The sequence below is a fragment of the Pseudoalteromonas simplex genome, from assembly GCF_015278155.1.
Classification (GTDB): domain Bacteria; phylum Pseudomonadota; class Gammaproteobacteria; order Enterobacterales; family Alteromonadaceae; genus Pseudoalteromonas; species Pseudoalteromonas simplex.
Window position 1 is genome coordinate 125,015 of the sequence record NZ_JADILN010000004.1, and the last position, 18,249, is coordinate 143,263.

An 18,249-nucleotide genomic window follows, 5' to 3' on the forward strand; every position below is an offset into this window, starting at 1 on the left:
TTAATTTAACTTTACAGATCTATCTTCATTCGCTAAGTGTTGAGGTAGATCTATCCTCAATGGAAGCTTTACTAAAATAGTTGCACCTCCATATTCATTATTTCTTGCCGTAATCGTTCCTTGATGTAAGGCTACAAATTCACGACAAATAGCTAAACCAAGTCCTGTACCTCCAGCACCACTATTGGTTTTACTACTTTGCTCAAATTTCGCAAAAATTTTCTCAAGTTCAGACTCTGGAATTCCTATACCACGATCTATTACTGATATTTCAGCCATTTCATTATTCATAGTTAGCTGAATATCTATCTCACTGGCAGGTTCACTAAATTTAAGTGCATTACCAAGCAAGTTGCGCATTATTTGGTTTATCTGCTCTTCGTCACAATCGAGCAAAATACTTTTCTCAAAGCCAATTAAACGAATAGCAATATTTCTCTCAAGAGCAGTCCCTGAGACATCATCAATACTGGTTTTTATAATACTGCTAAGGTTATGCTTTTGTGGATTAAAGGGAAATTTACCAACATCCAGTTTTGAAAGATCAAGCAAGTTATTAAGCAGTGACAATAAGCGCTCACCACTTTGTTCTATACGCGATAAATACTTATTTAACTTGTCTTTACTCAGATCATTGTTGGCAACTTTATCAAGTCCAAAACGAGCAAAACTTAAGATTGAATGCATTGGCGTTCTGAGTTCATGAGACATATTCGCTAAAAATTCAGACTTACTTAAGTTTGCAGCTTCAGCCACATCTTTTGCGTGCTCTAGTTGAGCTGTTCGCGCTTTTACCTCTTCTTCAAGCAAATCTTTTGCTTCAAGTAGCAAATCTTCCTTTTCTTTTAAGTGTGTAACGTTTTTAAAGATCCCCGCTAACGCAATCTCGCCGTGATGATCTATTTCATTAAACGATCCCACTAATGGAATATCATTGCCATCTTTTTTAAGCATTCTTAGATCACAGCTAAATTGGCGGTTTTTACTTAGCGTCGTAATTTTTTCTTTAATACGTGTTATTGAAGGCTCATCAAAAAAATCAAATACCGAACAGCTTTCAAATTCATGGTGCTGTTTATCAAATAATTGTTCACAGGCATCGTTGGTTTCGATTACCTTTCCGCATCGTTCAAATAAAATAATAGCGTCGGGAGTATGCTTAAAAATAACTCTTAATAAACTGTCCTTTTCTATAAGCGCATCAACGGTACTCTGAAGTCTTTCAACAAGTTCTGAATTATGGCGTTTGAGAAGCTCTGTTTGCCATAGTTTATGAACTGATTGCAATAAACCATTATCATCAATCGGTTTGATCAAAACATCTTCAACACCCTGACGAATGGCAGCAACCATGGAAACTTGATCAGGCTTTGAGGTATACAATAAACAACGACTTTCAGGCTGCAACGACTTCAGCTTTATAAACAATTCAAGCCCTGTTCCATCTTCAAAAGTAAAATCACTAATCAATAAATCAATTGCATGCTCATGAATTAACTCCATTGCAAAGCTCATGTTATCAGCGGTGATGGTTTTGATATGCGCGCCCTTTAAGTTTTGCGCTATTTTTTGTAACCGGTCGGGACAATGATCAACGAGCAATACAGTAGGAAGTTTGAGGATATTGTCGCTGTCTAATTCTAATATTCCCTCTAGAAGCGTGCTTATCTCTTTATTTGCGAAAAAAGGGTATATAACAACGGCATTAGGTAAGAGACGGTTAATTTCACTAAAATGTTCAAGTAAGTCACTGCGTTGTGCTTTCGGTGCGAGTAATAAGAAATGCTCTTGAGAAAAGTCATTCATTAGTTCTTCAATGATACTTGTTGGCACCCCATGTGAAGCAGCAACGAGATCATATTGCTGTTTTAGAACGGTATCATCTATCATTGAAAAGTGTAATAGCTCAACTTCGCAACCGATAAGCTCGAGTAGAACTTTTACACGCATCGCAAGTACACTATTACTATCAACTATTAATATTTTTCGCACCGTAAATAAGACTCACTATAAAAACTGACCTTTTTAGCGTAGTCTAAAAATCTTTTACCGCACAATTTACACCGTATTTTTTTACTAGTTTTTGAAAAGGTTAAGGTTGCAAGTGCTTACCCAAAATTGTCAAGCCATAAGCTTTATCATCCATAATTGCAATTTCTGGAAGCTCTCCCCAAACCTTGTAGTCAAAGCGATTAAACAGTTTTATACTGGGTAGGTTGTGGCTGAATATAAAAGCTAATAACACCTTGATATCAAGTGTTTTTGCATGCTGTTCTGAAAATATAAGCAGTTGCTTTCCTAGCCCTTGCCCTTGAGCCTGCTGGGTGATGTAAATACTAATCTCAACCGTGCCATCGTAAGCTGGGCGGCCATAAAAAGACTTATAACTTAACCAAGCAATTACTTTACCTTGTTGCTCAAAAACAAAGATAGGTCTTTTTTCAGTATGGCTATCAAACCAAGCTTGTTTGTCTGCCACCGACACCTCTTCGGTATCTGCGGTAACCATACGCCCAGGGATGGTCTCGTTATAAATCGCGACTATATCAGTTAAATCGTTTTGTGTTGCTTTGCGAATCGTCATAAATAGCTGAAATTAAATGATCACTTTGCTGCATATTAGCGTATATTCATCACAAATAACTAGCGGGAAATAACTATGTATAAATATGCTTTGTTACTTGCAGCAGGTCTAATAACAACCAACCTTGCAGCACAAACTACTGAGGCTACGCCAACTGCTAAAGCAAGCAGCCAATGTGATGACTTTACCAATGTTACAATGAGAAAGTTACGCTCAAAAGAGTCAATTAACTTCTGCGAATTCAAAGACAAACCACTGCTCATTGTAAATACCGCTAGTAATTGTGGTTTTACCGGCCAGTTTGAAGGTTTAGAAGCCATTCATAAAGAATATAAAGACCAAGGCTTAGTTGTGCTAGGTTTTCCATCAGATGACTTTTTCCAAGAAGAAGACGATGAAAAAGACACTGCAAAAGTATGTTTCATCAATTATGGCGTAACCTTTAATATGCTGGCTACCAGTGCCGTTCGCGGTAGCGATGCAAACCCAATATTCAAACATTTAAACGAAGCAACCAGCTCACCTAACTGGAACTTTTACAAATATTTAGTGTCTGCAGATCGTAAGACAGTGCAGCGCTTTAATAGTAAAACTAAGCCACAATCGCAAACTTTACGCGATGCAATTGAAGCTGAGCTGATTGCAAAATAAATTTAATTTTTCGTTCGGTAAATATTGAACTAAACTAGTGATTTAATACTAAAACACACATTAGGGAGATGTTATGGCAGTAGCCAGTGCAAGACACATTCTCGTAGACAGTGAAGCTCACTGTTTGGATTTAAAGCAGCAAATTGAGCAAGGAGCTGACTTTGCAGAGCTTGCTCGTGCTCATTCTAATTGCCCATCAGGTCAAGATGGTGGTGCATTAGGTGAGTTTGGCCCTGGCATGATGGTTCCAGAGTTCGACAAAGTCGTTTTCTCTGCACCAATAAACCAAGTACAAGGCCCAGTGCAGACCCAGTTTGGTTATCATCTTCTAGAAGTAACAAGCCGTACTGACTAATTTACAAATCGATTTCAAAAAGCCGCTTCATAGCGGCTTTTTTTTGCGAAGGATCTCAAAATGAAACTTTTAGGCTCGACCACCTCACCTTTTGTGCGCCGTATTCGGATTTGGGCTGCACTTAATAACCTAGCTATTGATTTTATTAATTTGGATATTTTCTCTGAGCAAGACAGACAAACCATGATTGCTCATAACCCTGCCAGAAAAATTCCTGTATTAATCGACCATGATTTTACCTTATGTGATTCCAACTCTATTATTCGCTATCTGCTCGAAAAAGCGGATCAGCCATTACTTAGCTGGCAGCAAGAGAACTACTTAACCATTATCAATGCCTGCAATGATTCACTGGTAGAAATTTTACTTTGTCAGCGTTCAGGGTTTGATACCAGCAGCGATAAACTATTTTTTAATTTACAGAATGAACGAATTGTTGAAACATTAGCCTATTTAAATACTCATTTATCGGAGCCAGTATTTAAAAGCTGTGAATACCTCAACATCAGTTTATACTGCTTGCTAGATTGGATCCGCTTCCGCGAATTAACTGATTTTAGCCAACTAAATAACTTAGTTGATTTTTATCATAAATTCGCCGATAAAGCGGCAGTACAACAAACAGATCCACGAAAATAAAGATAAGGGTTACGCAAATGAGCGATATCGAAATTGAATCAGAATTAGTTAGCTTTGTAGAAAAAGTTCGTTTGAACGAATCTATGTGGGCACTCGGTGCCGAAGATGGTGGTTTTGTTGTCTGTGAATCAAACCAATTTAGCGACACAGATGTGTTATTACTTTGGGGTACTGAAGACGCTGCAAAAGCACAATGTAAAGATGAGTGGCAAGACTATACCCCTGTTGAAATTGGCCTAGACGAATTTCTTGATGAGTGGGTTGAAGACCTTAACGAAGATGATGCGCTTGTTGGTTTAAACTGGAACGATGATCAAGTATGCGTTGAAATCGAACCGGTTGGTTTAGCTAAAGCTCTTTGCGATTAATAGCAATCCTTAAGCTTATAACGACACGGCCGTATTTATGGCAGTGTCGTTAAGCTGGAAACTTGATACTTATCAGGTATACTCTTCAACACATCTTTATTATCAAGGTATTAGGTTGAAGTCCCATCTTGGTCGTAGGCCCTTTTCGGCCATGGAATTACATACCCTGTATAATGGTTACATTTATGGTGATCAGCGTTTAGCACGTGAACAAGCTAAGCATTGGCACTTTTGGCTGCCTTTATTTGCTTATTATACTGGTGCCTACAGCGATGAAATTGGCCATTTAACCCTTGATAATATTGTCACCCTTGATGGCATTCGCTGCTTTGATTTTCATACGCATGGCAAGATAAAACCCCGCTATGTGCCTATCCATAATGCATTACTCGATGCTGGGCTTGATCAGTACTTAGACTTTTTAACAAGTCAAAATCAACAACGACTGATGTTTGATTTACCCGCTAAATCAGGTCGCTATAGCGAAAAAGTGCGCATTTGGTTTTCGGGTGAAGGTGAACGTGCTGGTTATTTGCAAAAATGCGCTATTCCTACAGTTGATCAGCAAGGTATGAAAACCGCAATTAGTAGCTTACGGCTTAACTTTGAACAACAAGTGCGAATTCATGCACTGCAAGCCAACTGCAAAGACGCCTTTAACTACTTACTTGGTTTTAAAGATTTCAACGAACAACGCTTTGCTGATATGCAATTATTAAATACCGTGCTGCAAAACGTCCGACAAATAAACCCGCAACTGCATTGGCAGCGTTTCATTGACCGCCATAATTAACTGACAAACTTTGTTACTAACTATTTATTACTGTTCAAATTAAAACCTGATAGCATGGTGATTCGCCCCTCATAGCAGGTGCCTTTCTAACAACAAAAAATCAGGGATACTTATGTTCTTAAAAAGCCTATTAACGGTAAGTGTTGCACTTGCTGTTAGCTCTGCCCATGCCAATGAATATGTTATCGAAAAGCTTGCCAAGCCTAGCTCACAACAAGTAGAACTTACGCTTGATCCTGCCAAAGACAATTTTTCTGGTCATACCGAAATTGCTTTAGAGGTTCTAGAAGCAACGAATTATATCGAATTAAACGGTATTGATTATGCAGTTAGCATGGCGAAAATTTTAGGTGCAGAAAACTGTGACCTAAGTGCTGAAATGCTAAAAACAGGCAAAGTTAAATTCGCTTGTGAAGAAAAAATTCAGCCAGGCAAATACACTTTAAAAGTTGATTTTACCGCACCTTATAACCGCCAAAGTGTTGGTTTATATAAAACTTTAGATCAAGGCACACCTTATCTTTTCACGCAATTTGAAATGAGCGATGCGCGTCGTGCATTCCCCGTTTTTGACGAGCCAAGTTATAAAATTCCATTTCAGCTAACTATCACAGCGCCAACATCACAAAAAGTGTATGCCAATACACCGGTTTTAAAAACCAAAGTTGATGGCGATATGACAACGCACTTTTTTGACAAAACACCACCGATTCCTTCTTACTTAGTCGCTATGACTGTTGGCCCGTTTGAAGAGCTTGAAATTAAAGGCATGCCAATCCCTGGCCGCGTATTGACTCCACAAGGTAAAATTCACCTTGCTGATTACGCAAAAGAAAATATGCCGCGTGTGTTAAAAGCCCTAGAAGATTATTTTGGCATTCCTTACGTATACAAAAAGCTAGACTCAGTGGCAGTGCCAGAGTTTCCATTTGGCGCAATGGAAAACGCAGGCCTAGTGACTTACCGTGAAGACATTTTACTAGTAGACCTAGCAACAGCAACGCGCAGCAAAAAAGAGCGCAATGTATCAATCATTGCCCATGAGTTAGCTCACCAGTGGTACGGTAACCTAGTGACTATGAAGTGGTGGAATGATTTATGGTTAAACGAAGCATTCGCAAGCTGGATGGCAGCGAAAATCACTGCACAAATCAACCCTGAATTTGAGTCGCACTTAGACTTACCACAAAACCATGTAATGGCACTGGATGCGCGTTTAAGTACTAAACCTATTCGTAAACCAATCAAAACTGAAGCTGATATCATGGATGGCCTTGGCCTTGCCTACAGTAAAGGTAGCGCGGTTTTATCTATGGTTGAAAACTGGATTGGCGAAGAGGCATTCCAGCAAGGTATTCGTGCTTACTTGAAGAAATTCTCGTATAAAAATGCAGAAGCTGCTGATCTATGGCAAGCACTAGGCGAAGCATCTAATAAAGATGTAGCAAGTGTTCTTAAATCGTTTATCGAACAGTCATCTTTCCCACTTATTAAAGTAACGCAAGATGGTAAGAAAATTAACATCAGCCAAAGCCGCTTTGTAAATGCTGGCGTTGATGCACCTGCACAACTTTGGAATGTTCCGGTTGCAATTAAGTATGGTGCGGGCGACAAAGTTAAAACTGCAAGTGTTCTGCTGAACAAAGAAACACAGCAATTGACTCTCGACTTTGAACCTGAGTGGATCTACCCAGATCAAGGTGCCATGGGTTATTACCGCTGGGTATTAAATGATGCACAGTTTAATGCCCTGTTAGAGAACGCTGCTGACAAGCTAACGGTACGTGAGCGCTTAGCGCTACTTTCTGCGGTTGATTCATTACTTGATGCAGGTGTTATCTCTGCGGCTCACTTAATGCAAACGTTAGAAGCCTTTGTGAGTGATGCTCACCCATTAGTAGCAAACACAGCATTGGGTTACCTTGCTTCTCAAAAACGCGTATTCGAAGACGACAGTAACCGTGACCTATGGCCTGAGTTTATCCGTAACAGCATTGCACCTGCTGCTAAGCAATATGGATTAACAGCAAAAACAGGTGAAGACGCGGCGGTATCGCAATTACGTGCGCAAGTTATTGCCCGTTTAGGTTTTGATGGTCAAGATCAAAAAGTCATTGATTCCGCAAAAGCACAAGCGGCACTGTACTTAAACAACCCTGAAAATGTTGACCCATATTTAGCCTCAACTTACTTAAACCTTGCGGCTTACCATGGCGATGCAAAGTTACTTGAAAAGTACAAGCAAACCTTTAAAACCACCAAAGATCCACAAGTTCGTACTAAGATGCTGGCAGCGATGGGTTACTTTGGTAAACCTGAGTTACAAAAAGCGGTTCTAGAATACAGCTTAACAGATAACGTAACAGCCTCTGATATGCGTACGTTATTAGGTGGTTTAGGCTATGGTAAAGAACGTGAAGCACTGTTTATTGAGTGGATTTACAACAATTACGATGCCATCACTAAGAACTTACCGCCGTTCTTTGTACCAAACTTACCGTTCTTCACGACGGCAAGCTGTGATGCGAAAAGCCTAGAGAAAACCAAAACCTTCTTCAACGATAAAATCACTGAAGTACCAGGTTATGCACGTTCTCTTAGTAAGCTTGAAGAAAGCATTAATGATTGTATTGCACTGAAAAACCGTGAGTTAAACTCGGTGAATAGCTTCCTTAAGCGCTAATTAAAGCAAATGCAAAAAGGGCCACAATGTGGTCCTTTTTTATTGCGCTAAAATAGCAGTTAACTTAGTTATAAATTGCTCTGCAGCTTCAGGTGAGGTGACTTTAAATGCAATACCATAATGAATGGGCTGTACACTTTTATAAACGCGAGTCGGAAAACGGGTCATTTCACTTATTACATACAAATGCCAGTTTGCTCTGTTTGTAATTTAACCGTGAGATTGAACCTTCACAAAAGCGTCTTAAATCAAGCCACTGTGATACCACTTCAGGCTCAGTCAAACTGCGCTTGTGAACTCGGTTATTAACCGCATAGGCCACAGTGTCTTTGTCAATTAAAGTAAAGTCTTGCACCGACTCAGGTAATCTAAATAAATCACTAACTTCCTCAGTTTGCGGCGCAAAGCGTGCAACCCAATGTTGGTTGTTTTTGTTATAACTAAATAAATAACTGTTTGTGTGTTTATCAAAAATTAAAGTACGGCCAATATCACCGGCAATGACACGCGGTCTAGCAGCTGCAACACGAGTGTATTGCAATGTATGCGGCTCACCTAAGATAAACATGATGAGGTCTTCATCAGCGCCCCACGCATGGTAGCCAACCGGCTCAATCCATTCAAAAATTCGGCTCGCGGCAGGCTCTTCTGCTAGTGGGTACTGCCATAACTTTTGCTTACCATCTGCTTCGACCACGATTGCCGACAAGGCTTGCTGATTTGGCATTAGCGTTGGCGAGTATTCACTGACAGGAGTGTTGGTGATATTCACGCTGCTCTTAGATGCAAAGTCATAAAACGCAATATCGGTTTGTGACTGGCCATTTTCGCCAACAACTTCATGGGTGTAGTAAAGCCCAGTATCAACTAAAAATGGTTGATTATTATACGTTTTATCATCGGTTACTCGCGACACCTGCATACCATATGGGGTGTCTAAATCGGCAAGTAATATTTCGCTTTTAGGCATCGCTGCATGTGCGTGACTGGTAAACAATGTCCCTGCTGCGACGAAAAGTAAAGACGAAATCAATTTCATGTTGTTCTCTCGTTTTAATTTTTATCAACCCATGATAGCGTTAATTAATCCGCCAGTCACTTGACCTTACCATGCTCGACCTTTATAACTAGGACGTGTTCGTTTTTTATCGGTTTCTACTGATTGATTTTATGCACGATAATACCAATCGAGTTATGCCACTGACCATTTAACACACTAGAATGGTTAAATTTTTAAGCCGACTGGTATCAACAATAACGAGAATAATTATGTCAGCTAAACACCCTATCATCGCTATTACCGGTTCATCTGGGGCGGGAACTACCACAACCACCAATGCAATTAAGCACATTTTTAGAAGCTTAAGCATTGATGCTGCCTTCATCGAAGGCGATAGCTTTCATCGTTATACTCGCCCTGAAATGGATAAAAAAATCCGTGAAGCACAACAAGAAGGTAAGCACATTAGCTACTTTGGCCGAGAAGCTAATGATTTTGGTGCCCTTGAAGAGCTTTTTTACCAATATGGCGAAACCGGCCAAGGTAAAATCAGACGTTACTTACATACTTTCGACGAAGCGGTGCCTTATAACCAACTTCCAGGAACTTTTACCCCTTGGCAAGATTTAGAATCAAATACTGATATCTTATTCTATGAAGGTCTTCATGGTGGTGCTGTCGATGAGAATCATGATGTTGCTAAGCATGTCGATTTATTGATTGGCATGGTGCCAATTATCAACCTTGAGTGGATCCAAAAACTCATTCGCGACACTTCTGAACGAGGCCATTCGCGAGAAGCGGTAATGGGCTCTATTGTGCGTTCAATGGATGACTACATTAACCACATTACCCCGCAGTTTTCACGTACTCATATCAACTTCCAGCGAGTGCCGACGGTTGATACCTCAAACCCATTCAGCGCAAAAGATATTCCTTCTTTAGACGAAAGCTTTGTTGTGATTCGTTTTCGTGGCATAGATGACGTCGATTTTCCGTACTATTTGAGCATGATTGAAGGCAGCTTTATGTCTCGTATCAATACGCTTGTGGTACCTGGAGGCAAAATGGGCTTAGCAATGGAGCTTGTGCTAACCCCGTTGATCAAAGATATTATTTTGAAAAAACGCGCCCTTGAAAATTTAGCCCCGGTTGACTTGCCGATTTAACTCACTCGGGTACACTGCTGACTCTGGTGAAAACAATGGAGTCGTCGCCTTGAAACAAACATTACGTGTTATTGTTGGTTCAAAGAACCCCGTTAAAATTAACGCGGCTAAACATGTCTTTAGTCTTTATTTCCCACATCATACCATTGAGTGCAAAGGTGAAGATGCACCTTCTGGCGTACCTGATCAGCCACTAGGTGAAGATGAAACCCGTATCGGCGCTGAAAATCGCGTTAAGTATTGCCAAGATCACTTTGACGCCGATTTTTATACAGCAATGGAAGGTGGCGCAGAACAATTTAGTTATGGCGCTGCAACCTTTGCCTTTGTAGTGATTGCAAACAAGCAGCAATTTAGCGTGGGTCGCAGTAGCAACCTACCGTTACCGCAACCTTTTTACGATGCCTTGCTAGCTGGTAAAGAACTAGGTGATGTCATGGATGAGGCATTCAATACCGTTAATATCAAACAACAAGGTGGTGCTATTGGCTTATTAACCAATCATCTTGCCACGCGCGAAAGTACTTATGTACAAGCGCTGACATTGGCCATGGCGCCATTTTCACACCCTACCCTATTCAACCAGTAATTAGGATAACCATGAAGTATAGCCACGTATTATTCGATGCAGATGAAACGCTATTTAGTTTTAATGCATTCGAAGGTTTAAAAGTGATGTTTGCACATTACGGCGTAGAATTTACTGAGTCAGATTATCATCATTACCAAGCCACCAATAAGCCGCTTTGGGTTGCTTATCAAAAGCACGAAATTACCGCCAGTGAACTACAGATAACTCGTTTTACCGAGTGGGCAAATAAACTCGATGTACCAGCAAAAGAGCTTAACGATGGCTTCTTAGACGCTATGGCCTCTATTTGTGTGCCGCTACCTGGTGCGGTTGACTTGCTTACAAAGTTAAAACCACACGCCAAGCTAGGCATTATTACCAATGGGTTTGCTAAGTTACAACAAAAACGCCTAGAGCACACTGGGTTACAGGATATGTTCGATTGGCTGGTTATTTCAGAGTTAGTCGGTAAAGCAAAGCCTGCCCCTGAGATTTTTCAGCACACATTCCAATTAATGGGCAATCCGCCAAAAGAGCAGATTTTAATGGTAGGCGATACCGCTGCTAGTGATATTTTAGGTGGTCACAATGTTGGTATCGACACATGTTGGTTACAACACCCTGGAGTTGAGCTACCTGAGGATATTAAACCAACTTATCAAATCAATCAGTTGGTCGAGCTTGAGGCTATTCTAGGCTTATAATTCTTGATAATAGTTTGGCAAAAAAAATGACGCTTAAAGCGTCATTTTTTATAACTGTAATATGCTTGCGATTAAGCTGTCGCTACTTCTAAGCCTGGTGCTGGCATAGTCACTGGGGTATCGAATGTTGCCCATTCCCATGCTGACTCAGTCGCCATAATTTTACGAAGTAGTTTATTGTTTAAATCATGGCCTGATTTATAAGCCGTGATTTTACCTAGAATGTTGTGGCCAGTCATAAACATATCGCCCACACAGTCTAAGATCTTGTGTTTAACAAACTCATCGCTATCACGCAAGCCGTTTGGATTTAGTACTTTAAACTCATCCAATACAACTGCGTTATCCATGCTACCACCTAATGCTAGGTTGTTAGCGTGCATATACTCGATATCTTTCATAAAGCCGAAAGTACGTGCGCGGCTGATTTCTTCAGTGAAGCTTTGTGCCGTGATATCTAAACCGATACGTTGGCGGCTTTCATTGATTGCTGGGTGATCAAACGCAATTTCAAAATCGATGTGGAAACCATCGTATGGTTCGATCTCAGCCCATTTATCGCCTTCTTCAATACGTACTTTTTCTTTAATACGAATAAAGCGCTTAGCTGCATTTACTTCTTTAATGCCGCCTTTCTGTAACAAATAGATGAATGGTAATGCACTACCATCCATGATTGGTACTTCTGAGCTGTCTAATTCAACAATTAGATTATCAATACCCATTGCCGCTACCGCCGCAATAAGGTGCTCAGTCGTTGATAAACGAACACCATCTTTGTTTGTCAAACAGGTACACAGTTGCGTATCACCAACGGCTTCTGGTGTTGTTTCAAAATCAACAACCGGATCAAGGTCTACGCGACGAAATACTATCCCAGTATTTGCGCTCGCAGGTCGGAGAGTAATAGTGACCTTCTCACCTTTATGAAGTCCAATTCCTATGGCTTTGACTACTTCTGCAATCGTACGCTGTTTAATCATAGGTTCGCTCACTTATAGTTACAGTTAGACGGCGAATTGTATCATAAATACATTCAACTGCCAATTTGTTTATTTATCGAACAAAATTACCAACAAAAACTGTCTTAGTCAGCTTGCTTTCTTAGGAAAGCTGGAATGTCGAAGTAATCGCCACCCTCTGATTTATCAGACTTTTTGCTGCTCTCAGTGCTGCTAGATACTGAGCTGCTCGTTGTACTTTGTTGTACTGGCTCTTGCTTTTCAGACGCAGATGACATGCTTACATCATCACCGCTGCCTTGACTTGCAAAGCTTGGTACATACATGCTGCTAGTTGTTTGGTTCATTGAGCTTTGTACATCAGAACCTGATGCTTTCTTAAAGCCATTATCAACAATACCAAACTGTGGACGACGATCGCCGCCTAAACCTGTTGCAACAACCGTTACACGTAACTCGTCGCTCATTTCAGGGTCAATTACCGCACCCACAACCACTGTTGCGTTTTCTGACGCAAGTGCTTTAACGTGGTTACCAACAATTTCAAATTCTTCAATCGCGATATCCATACCTGCCGTGATATTAACTAGGATACCTTTAGCACCTGTTAAATCGACATCTTCAAGTAGCGGGCTTGAGATAGCCGCTTCTGCAGCTTCTTGCGCACGGTCAGGGCCAGACGCAGATGCTGTGCCCATCATCGCAGTACCCATCGCTGACATAACTGTACGTACGTCGGCGAAATCCACGTTGATTAGACCAGAACGTGTGATTAGTTCTGCAATACCTTGTACCGCACCAAATAACACGTCATTCGCTTTTGCGAAGGCATCTAATAGTGTAGTGCCTTTGCCTAAAACTTTAAGCAATTTATTGTTCGGAATTGTAATAAGTGAGTCTACAGTTTCTGACAATTCATTAATGCCTTGTTCAGCAGCTGCAGCACGCTTTTTACCTTCAAAGTCAAACGGGCGCGTTACAACAGCAACCGTTAAAATGCCTAACTCTTTAGCAATTTTAGCAACCACTGGCGCAGCACCTGTACCTGTACCACCGCCCATACCAGCTGCGATAAATACCATGTCAGCACCTTCTAAGCTGGCACGGATAGTCTCAGCGTCTTCTTCAGCAGAGTTACGACCCACTTCAGGGTTAGCACCTGCACCTAGACCAGAGGTGATTTGTGTACCTAGCTGCACTGTTACATCAGCAGATGAATTACGTAATGCTTGTGCATCCGTATTCGCAGCAATGAAACGTACACCTTCAATTTGTTGTTTTACCATGTGCTCAACAGCGTTACCGCCGCCACCGCCCACGCCAATTACTTTAATGACAGCTTCTTCGCTGTGCTGTTCCATCATATCAAACATGTTTACTCTCCGACTTGAGTCTTAAAACTCACCTTGGAACCATTTAGTAATACGGTTCCACCAATTATTATCACCTTCTGCTTTCGACTTTTGTGCATTCATCGATTGCATTGTACGGCCGTATTGTAACAAACCAACCGCGGTCGCGTACGAAGGATCATCTACATAATCTGTCAAACCAACAATCCCGATTGGTTTGCCAATTCTGACCGGCATTTGGAAAATGTCTTCTGCCACTTCCATTGCACCCGTCATTTTTGCTGTTCCGCCAGTAATGACGAGACCTGCAGCAATTTGGTCTTCAAAACCTGAGCGGCGGATTTCTTCCATCGCCAACTCGAATAATTCTCTAAAACGTGGCTCAACAACCTCAGCTAAGGTATGGCGCGACATAATACGCGCTGGTCGGCCACCCACACTCGGTACTTCAATAGTGTCTTCGTTGCTTGCCATTTGGCTACTCGCACACGCATATTGTACTTTGAGTGACTCGGCATGTGATATAGGCGTTCTAAATATTTTTGCAATATCACCAGTCACTTGGTTACCGGCTACAGGAATAACGGCTGAGTGGCGAAGCGCACCATTAATATAAATGGTGATATCCATGGTACCGCCACCAATATCTAACACGGCTACACCCAGTTCTTTTTCGTCATCTGTAAGTACTGAGTAACATGATGCCAGTGCCGTGAAGATCAACTGATCGACTTCAAGGCCACAACGCTCAACACATTTCTCGATATTCTTTGCCATATCGTTTGAGCAAGTAATGATGTGCGCGCGAGCTTCCATACGTACACCGCTCATGCCAAGTGGGTTTTTAATCCCTTCTTGCATATCGATGCTGTACTCTTGTGGCAATGCATGGAGCATTTTTCGTTCTGCCGAAATAGGCACTGAACGCGCAATGTGGATGACATTTTCAATATCTTCGTCTGTCACTTCCGTGTTGTTAATTGCCACTACACCGCTTTCATTTTGGCACTGGATATGTTTTCCAGAAATCCCTAAATAAACAGAGCTAATACGGCAATCAGCCATTAGCTCAGCTTCATCTATAGCTCGACGAATCGATTCAGAAACAAGGTTAAGGTCGTTAACGCCGCCTTTATCCATACCATGCGATACTTGGCTGCCAACACCCACAATGCTTAGTTTGTTATCTGCGGTGATTTCACCAACGGTGGCCACAACTTTCGATGTGCCAACGTCTAATCCAATCACTAGGTTTCTTTCTGCTGACTTGGTCATGCCTTACTCTTATTTTCTAATTGTTCTTCTTGCACTGGCTTCCAGCTCACTGCAAGACCGGTATCATACCGTAAATCAACAACATCGATTTGTGCATCTGCACGTTGTTCCATGCGCGGATACACGTCAATAAAACGCTGTACACGCTTTGCTTTTTCTTTGCGGCCTAAGTTCAGGCGAATGCCGTTATCAAGCCATAACTGCCACGAAAAGCGCTCAGAAAGCGCTAAACTAGTCAGCTCTAAGTTATTCACTTTGAGCATTTCTTGAAATTGACTAAATGCTGTCCACGCCTCAATCTCACTGCCTTCTGGGCCATATAGCTGTGGCAAGCTTGTAGGTAATTTATCACTACTTGCTTGGAACACTTCGCCTGCTTGGTTTAACAGCATATCACTGTTCCAATGAGCTACAGCTTGATGTTCAACAACATATACTTGCAGGGTATCTGGCCATTGCTTTCTGACCGATGCCGTTGCCACCCACGGCAAGCTTTGTACTAAGCGTTGCACATGTTTTACGTCTAATTCAAAAAAACTCGATAAGTCGGCTTTTTTTATTGCACCAATAATTGCTTTTTCATCAGTATATTGGGGCTGTCCAAGTACTGATAAATGCTTTATTTGTGCGTCTTTGTTTTCTACCAACCAATTTGAGACGCCTGTCGTGATTTTTACTAATGAAAAAATCACGACTAGAAAAAAGCTCACACCAAAAATCAACGACCAATTTAGTTGCTGTTTTAATTGTTGCGCTTTTTCTAAAAAAGGATGCATATTAAAGGGTTTGCTCCAAAATGCGAACAACTAATTGCTCAAAGCTTGCACCATTCGCTTTCGCTGCCATGGGCACTAAAGACTTTTCTGTCATGCCTGGTACCGTATTTACTTCTAATAAGTAAAAGTTACCTTGCTGATCACGCATCGCATCAACACGCCCCCAACCACTTGCACCCACTAAATCAAATGCTTTTAATGCCATATCTTGCAACAATTCAGTTTCTTGCGCAGATATATCTGCAGGGCAATGATACTGAGTTGTATTCGATTGATACTTAGCTTGATAGTCATAAAAACCATTTGGCGTCGTCATCTCAATGACAGGCTGAACATCTTGCCCAAGTACAGCAACAGTAAATTCACGGCCAGTGATCCACTGCTCTACCAGCACTTGGCTATCAAACTTAAATGCAGCGTTAAGCGCCGCATCGAGTTGCTCTGCGCTGTTTGCTTGTGCCATACCAATGCTTGAACCTTCATGTGACGGTTTTACCATCACTTTACCAAATTCATTAATAATCGCTTGGCTATCAAACTCATGGCGGCTATCAACAACAGTGTAGGGCGCTGTGCTTAGCCCCATTGCTTTAAATAAGTGCTTACAACGCACTTTATCCATCGCAAGCGCAGAACCTAAAACGTCACTGCCAGTATATGGGATCCCCATAAATTCAAGTGCACCTTGAATAGTGCCATCTTCGCCACCACGACCATGCAGAGCAATAAACACACGTTCAATGTTTAGCTCTTTTAATTGCCATAGCGGCTGATCTTTCGGATCAAAAGCAATGGCATCAACGCCAGCACTTTGCAAAGCATTCAATACAGCTTGGCCTGATTTTAGAGAGACTTCTCGTTCGGCAGATGTACCACCAAAAAGTACCGCTACTCTGCCAAATTTGTCACTTAACTGGCTCATACGTTTACCTGCTTTAGTTGTTCAATAGACAACTCGGTTGCTGCTAACTTTTTCACTAACTGGCCAATGTTACCAGCGCCTTGTGTTAAAACTAAATCATTATCTTGCAGTGTACTGGCAAGAACACCAGCAAGCTCGGAGCTGTTGGCAACATGTAATGGCTCTTTACCACGCTGGCGTAAACTACGACATAAACTCTTGCTGTCGGCACCCACTATTGGCTCTTCGCCCGCTGAGTACACATCAAGTAGTAATAGCTGATCAACATCTGCCAGTACTTTAACAAAATCTTCGTATAGGTCACGGGTTCGACTATAACGGTGCGGCTGATACACCATCACTAAACGTTTATCTGGCCACCCTTCACGAACCGCCGCAATTGTCGCAGCAACTTCTGATGGGTGATGACCATAATCATCAACTAACATCACATTACCGCGTTCATTCTCAAAGCTTCCATAATGCTGAAAACGACGGCCTACGCCTTCAAATTTTGTCAGCGCTTCTAAAATTGCATGGTTAGCGATGTTTTGATCTTTAGCGACCGCAATCGCAGCAGTCGCGTTAAGCGCATTGTGCTTACCCGGCATATTAAGCGTAACGGCTAGGCTTTCACCTTGCTTATTTACAACATTAAATGAACAAGTATTCGCTGTTTGGCTAAAATCAACCATGCGGTAATCAGCTTCTGCCGACTCACCATAGGTAATCACAGGGCGTCCAAAGCGAGGGATCAACTCCGCTGCAACCTCAGAATCAATACACACAACAGCTAAACCATAAAACGGTAAGTTATGAATGAAATCAACATACGTGTCTTTCATTTTTTCTAAGCTACCGCCGTATGTATCCATGTGATCTTCTTCAATATTCGTGATCACCGACACCATAGGCTGTAAGTGTAAGAATGACGCATCACTCTCATCAGCTTCTGCAATTAAAAAGTCGCTTTTACCGACCTTGGCATTACTTCCAGCGCTGTTTAACAAGCCACCAATAATAAAGGTTGGATCAAGGCCCGCTTGTGCATAAATACTTGCTATTAAACTGGTTGTTGTTGTTTTACCATGAGTGCCCGCTACAGCAATACCGTGACGAAAGCGCATTAATTCTGCCAACATTTCGGCGCGGCGAACAATTGGAATACGTGCCGCTTTTGCTGCTTTAATCTCAGGATTTTGCTCGTTAATCGCACTTGATACCACGACAACGCTGGCATCTTTTACATTGTTCTCATCATGACCAATAAATACTTCTGCACCCACTTGTATTAAGCGCTCAGTCATCGCACTGTGCGCAATGTCTGAACCTGTGATGCGGTAGCCTTCAAAAGCAAGTACTTCGGCAATACCACCCATGCCTGCGCCACCAATACCCACAAAGTGGATGGTGTCTATACGACGCATCGCAGGACGAGTGTTGTTTTCTTTCATCGTGCTTTCTTT

General features: G+C 41.6%; 19 protein-coding genes. 9 read left to right on the forward strand and 10 right to left on the reverse strand.

The genetic code is table 11. The features are described from left to right. Together IRQ78_RS09890 and IRQ78_RS09895 are read right to left on the reverse strand one after the other, a co-directional pair. Complete coding sequence (locus tag IRQ78_RS09890) at positions 1–1,950, reverse strand: sensor histidine kinase (RefSeq protein ID WP_194441974.1); 1,950 nt, start codon at positions 1,948–1,950, stop codon at positions 1–3. Between the two features lie 142 nt (positions 1,951–2,092). Beyond that, positions 2,093–2,584, reverse strand: coding sequence for a GNAT family N-acetyltransferase (locus tag IRQ78_RS09895; protein ID WP_054552714.1), 492 nt, complete (start codon positions 2,582–2,584; stop codon positions 2,093–2,095). 75 nt (positions 2,585–2,659) lie between these two features. Between IRQ78_RS09895 and IRQ78_RS09900 the strand changes: the two genes are divergently transcribed. From IRQ78_RS09900 to IRQ78_RS09925, 6 genes are all read left to right on the forward strand, one after another. Continuing rightward, the gene (locus IRQ78_RS09900) at positions 2,660–3,235 is read left to right on the forward strand and encodes a glutathione peroxidase (RefSeq protein ID WP_194441975.1); all 576 of its coding nucleotides are present in this window, start codon (positions 2,660–2,662) and stop codon (positions 3,233–3,235) included. A gap of 73 nt (positions 3,236–3,308) precedes the next feature. Then, positions 3,309–3,590 carry a peptidylprolyl isomerase gene (locus IRQ78_RS09905; protein ID WP_054552716.1) on the forward strand — a complete coding sequence of 94 codons (282 nt, stop codon included), beginning with the start codon at positions 3,309–3,311 and terminating at the stop codon, positions 3,588–3,590. A gap of 60 nt (positions 3,591–3,650) precedes the next feature. Beyond that, positions 3,651–4,229 carry a glutathione S-transferase family protein gene (locus IRQ78_RS09910; RefSeq protein ID WP_194441977.1) on the forward strand — a complete coding sequence of 193 codons (579 nt, stop codon included), beginning with the start codon at positions 3,651–3,653 and terminating at the stop codon, positions 4,227–4,229. A 17-nt stretch (positions 4,230–4,246) separates the two neighbouring features. Further along, positions 4,247–4,597 (forward strand): DUF2750 domain-containing protein, encoded by a 351-nt coding sequence (locus tag IRQ78_RS09915; protein ID WP_054552718.1) that lies wholly within the window; start codon positions 4,247–4,249, stop codon positions 4,595–4,597. A 115-nt stretch (positions 4,598–4,712) separates the two neighbouring features. Then, positions 4,713–5,390, forward strand: a complete 678-nt coding sequence (locus IRQ78_RS09920) for a site-specific integrase (protein WP_166338872.1) — start codon at positions 4,713–4,715, stop codon at positions 5,388–5,390. A 112-nt stretch (positions 5,391–5,502) separates the two neighbouring features. Then, positions 5,503–8,073, forward strand: a complete 2,571-nt coding sequence (locus tag IRQ78_RS09925) for a M1 family metallopeptidase (protein WP_194441979.1) — start codon at positions 5,503–5,505, stop codon at positions 8,071–8,073. Between the two features lie 39 nt (positions 8,074–8,112). Here IRQ78_RS09925 and IRQ78_RS20745 read toward each other — a convergent pair whose 3' ends face one another. Next, positions 8,113–8,241: a hypothetical protein gene (locus IRQ78_RS20745; protein ID WP_267237899.1), complete on the reverse strand. Its 129-nt coding sequence runs from the start codon at positions 8,239–8,241 to the stop codon at positions 8,113–8,115. 1 nt (position 8,242) lies between these two features. Beyond that, positions 8,243–9,112, reverse strand: a complete 870-nt coding sequence (locus tag IRQ78_RS09930) for a hypothetical protein (protein ID WP_194441981.1) — start codon at positions 9,110–9,112, stop codon at positions 8,243–8,245. A gap of 230 nt (positions 9,113–9,342) precedes the next feature. Here IRQ78_RS09930 and IRQ78_RS09935 point away from each other — a divergent pair, with 230 nt between their 5' ends. From IRQ78_RS09935 to yjjG, 3 genes are read left to right on the forward strand one after another with little or no spacing between them, the layout of a single operon-like run. After that, positions 9,343–10,242, forward strand: a complete 900-nt coding sequence (locus IRQ78_RS09935) for a phosphoribulokinase (protein ID WP_054552722.1) — start codon at positions 9,343–9,345, stop codon at positions 10,240–10,242. Between the two features lie 49 nt (positions 10,243–10,291). Continuing rightward, complete coding sequence (yjjX, locus tag IRQ78_RS09940) at positions 10,292–10,831, forward strand: inosine/xanthosine triphosphatase (protein ID WP_138598845.1); 540 nt, start codon at positions 10,292–10,294, stop codon at positions 10,829–10,831. Positions 10,832–10,842: 11 nt separating this feature from the next. Next, positions 10,843–11,517, forward strand: a complete 675-nt coding sequence (gene yjjG / locus IRQ78_RS09945; RefSeq protein ID WP_138598844.1) for a pyrimidine 5'-nucleotidase — start codon at positions 10,843–10,845, stop codon at positions 11,515–11,517. A gap of 71 nt (positions 11,518–11,588) precedes the next feature. Here yjjG and lpxC read toward each other — a convergent pair whose 3' ends face one another. The 6 genes from lpxC to murC all read right to left on the reverse strand — a co-directional run bounded on the left by lpxC (position 11,589) and on the right by murC (position 18,237). Further along, positions 11,589–12,500 carry a UDP-3-O-acyl-N-acetylglucosamine deacetylase gene (gene lpxC, locus IRQ78_RS09950; protein ID WP_194441983.1) on the reverse strand — a complete coding sequence of 304 codons (912 nt, stop codon included), beginning with the start codon at positions 12,498–12,500 and terminating at the stop codon, positions 11,589–11,591. A gap of 104 nt (positions 12,501–12,604) precedes the next feature. After that, complete coding sequence (ftsZ, locus tag IRQ78_RS09955) at positions 12,605–13,852, reverse strand: cell division protein FtsZ (protein WP_054552725.1); 1,248 nt, start codon at positions 13,850–13,852, stop codon at positions 12,605–12,607. 21 nt (positions 13,853–13,873) lie between these two features. Further along, positions 13,874–15,106: a cell division protein FtsA gene (gene ftsA, locus IRQ78_RS09960; RefSeq protein WP_054552726.1), complete on the reverse strand. Its 1,233-nt coding sequence runs from the start codon at positions 15,104–15,106 to the stop codon at positions 13,874–13,876. Beyond that, positions 15,103–15,882, reverse strand: a complete 780-nt coding sequence (locus IRQ78_RS09965; protein WP_194441986.1) for a cell division protein FtsQ/DivIB — start codon at positions 15,880–15,882, stop codon at positions 15,103–15,105. The genes ftsA and IRQ78_RS09965 overlap by 4 nt, the downstream gene beginning before the upstream one ends. Before the next feature lies 1 nt (position 15,883). Beyond that, entirely contained in the window at positions 15,884–16,804 is a 921-nt protein-coding gene (locus IRQ78_RS09970) for a D-alanine--D-alanine ligase (RefSeq protein WP_194441987.1), read from the reverse strand. Next, positions 16,801–18,237, reverse strand: coding sequence for a UDP-N-acetylmuramate--L-alanine ligase (gene murC / locus IRQ78_RS09975; protein ID WP_228482592.1), 1,437 nt, complete (start codon positions 18,235–18,237; stop codon positions 16,801–16,803). Before murC ends, IRQ78_RS09970 begins: the two co-directional genes overlap by 4 nt. Positions 18,238–18,249 lie beyond the last annotated feature (12 nt).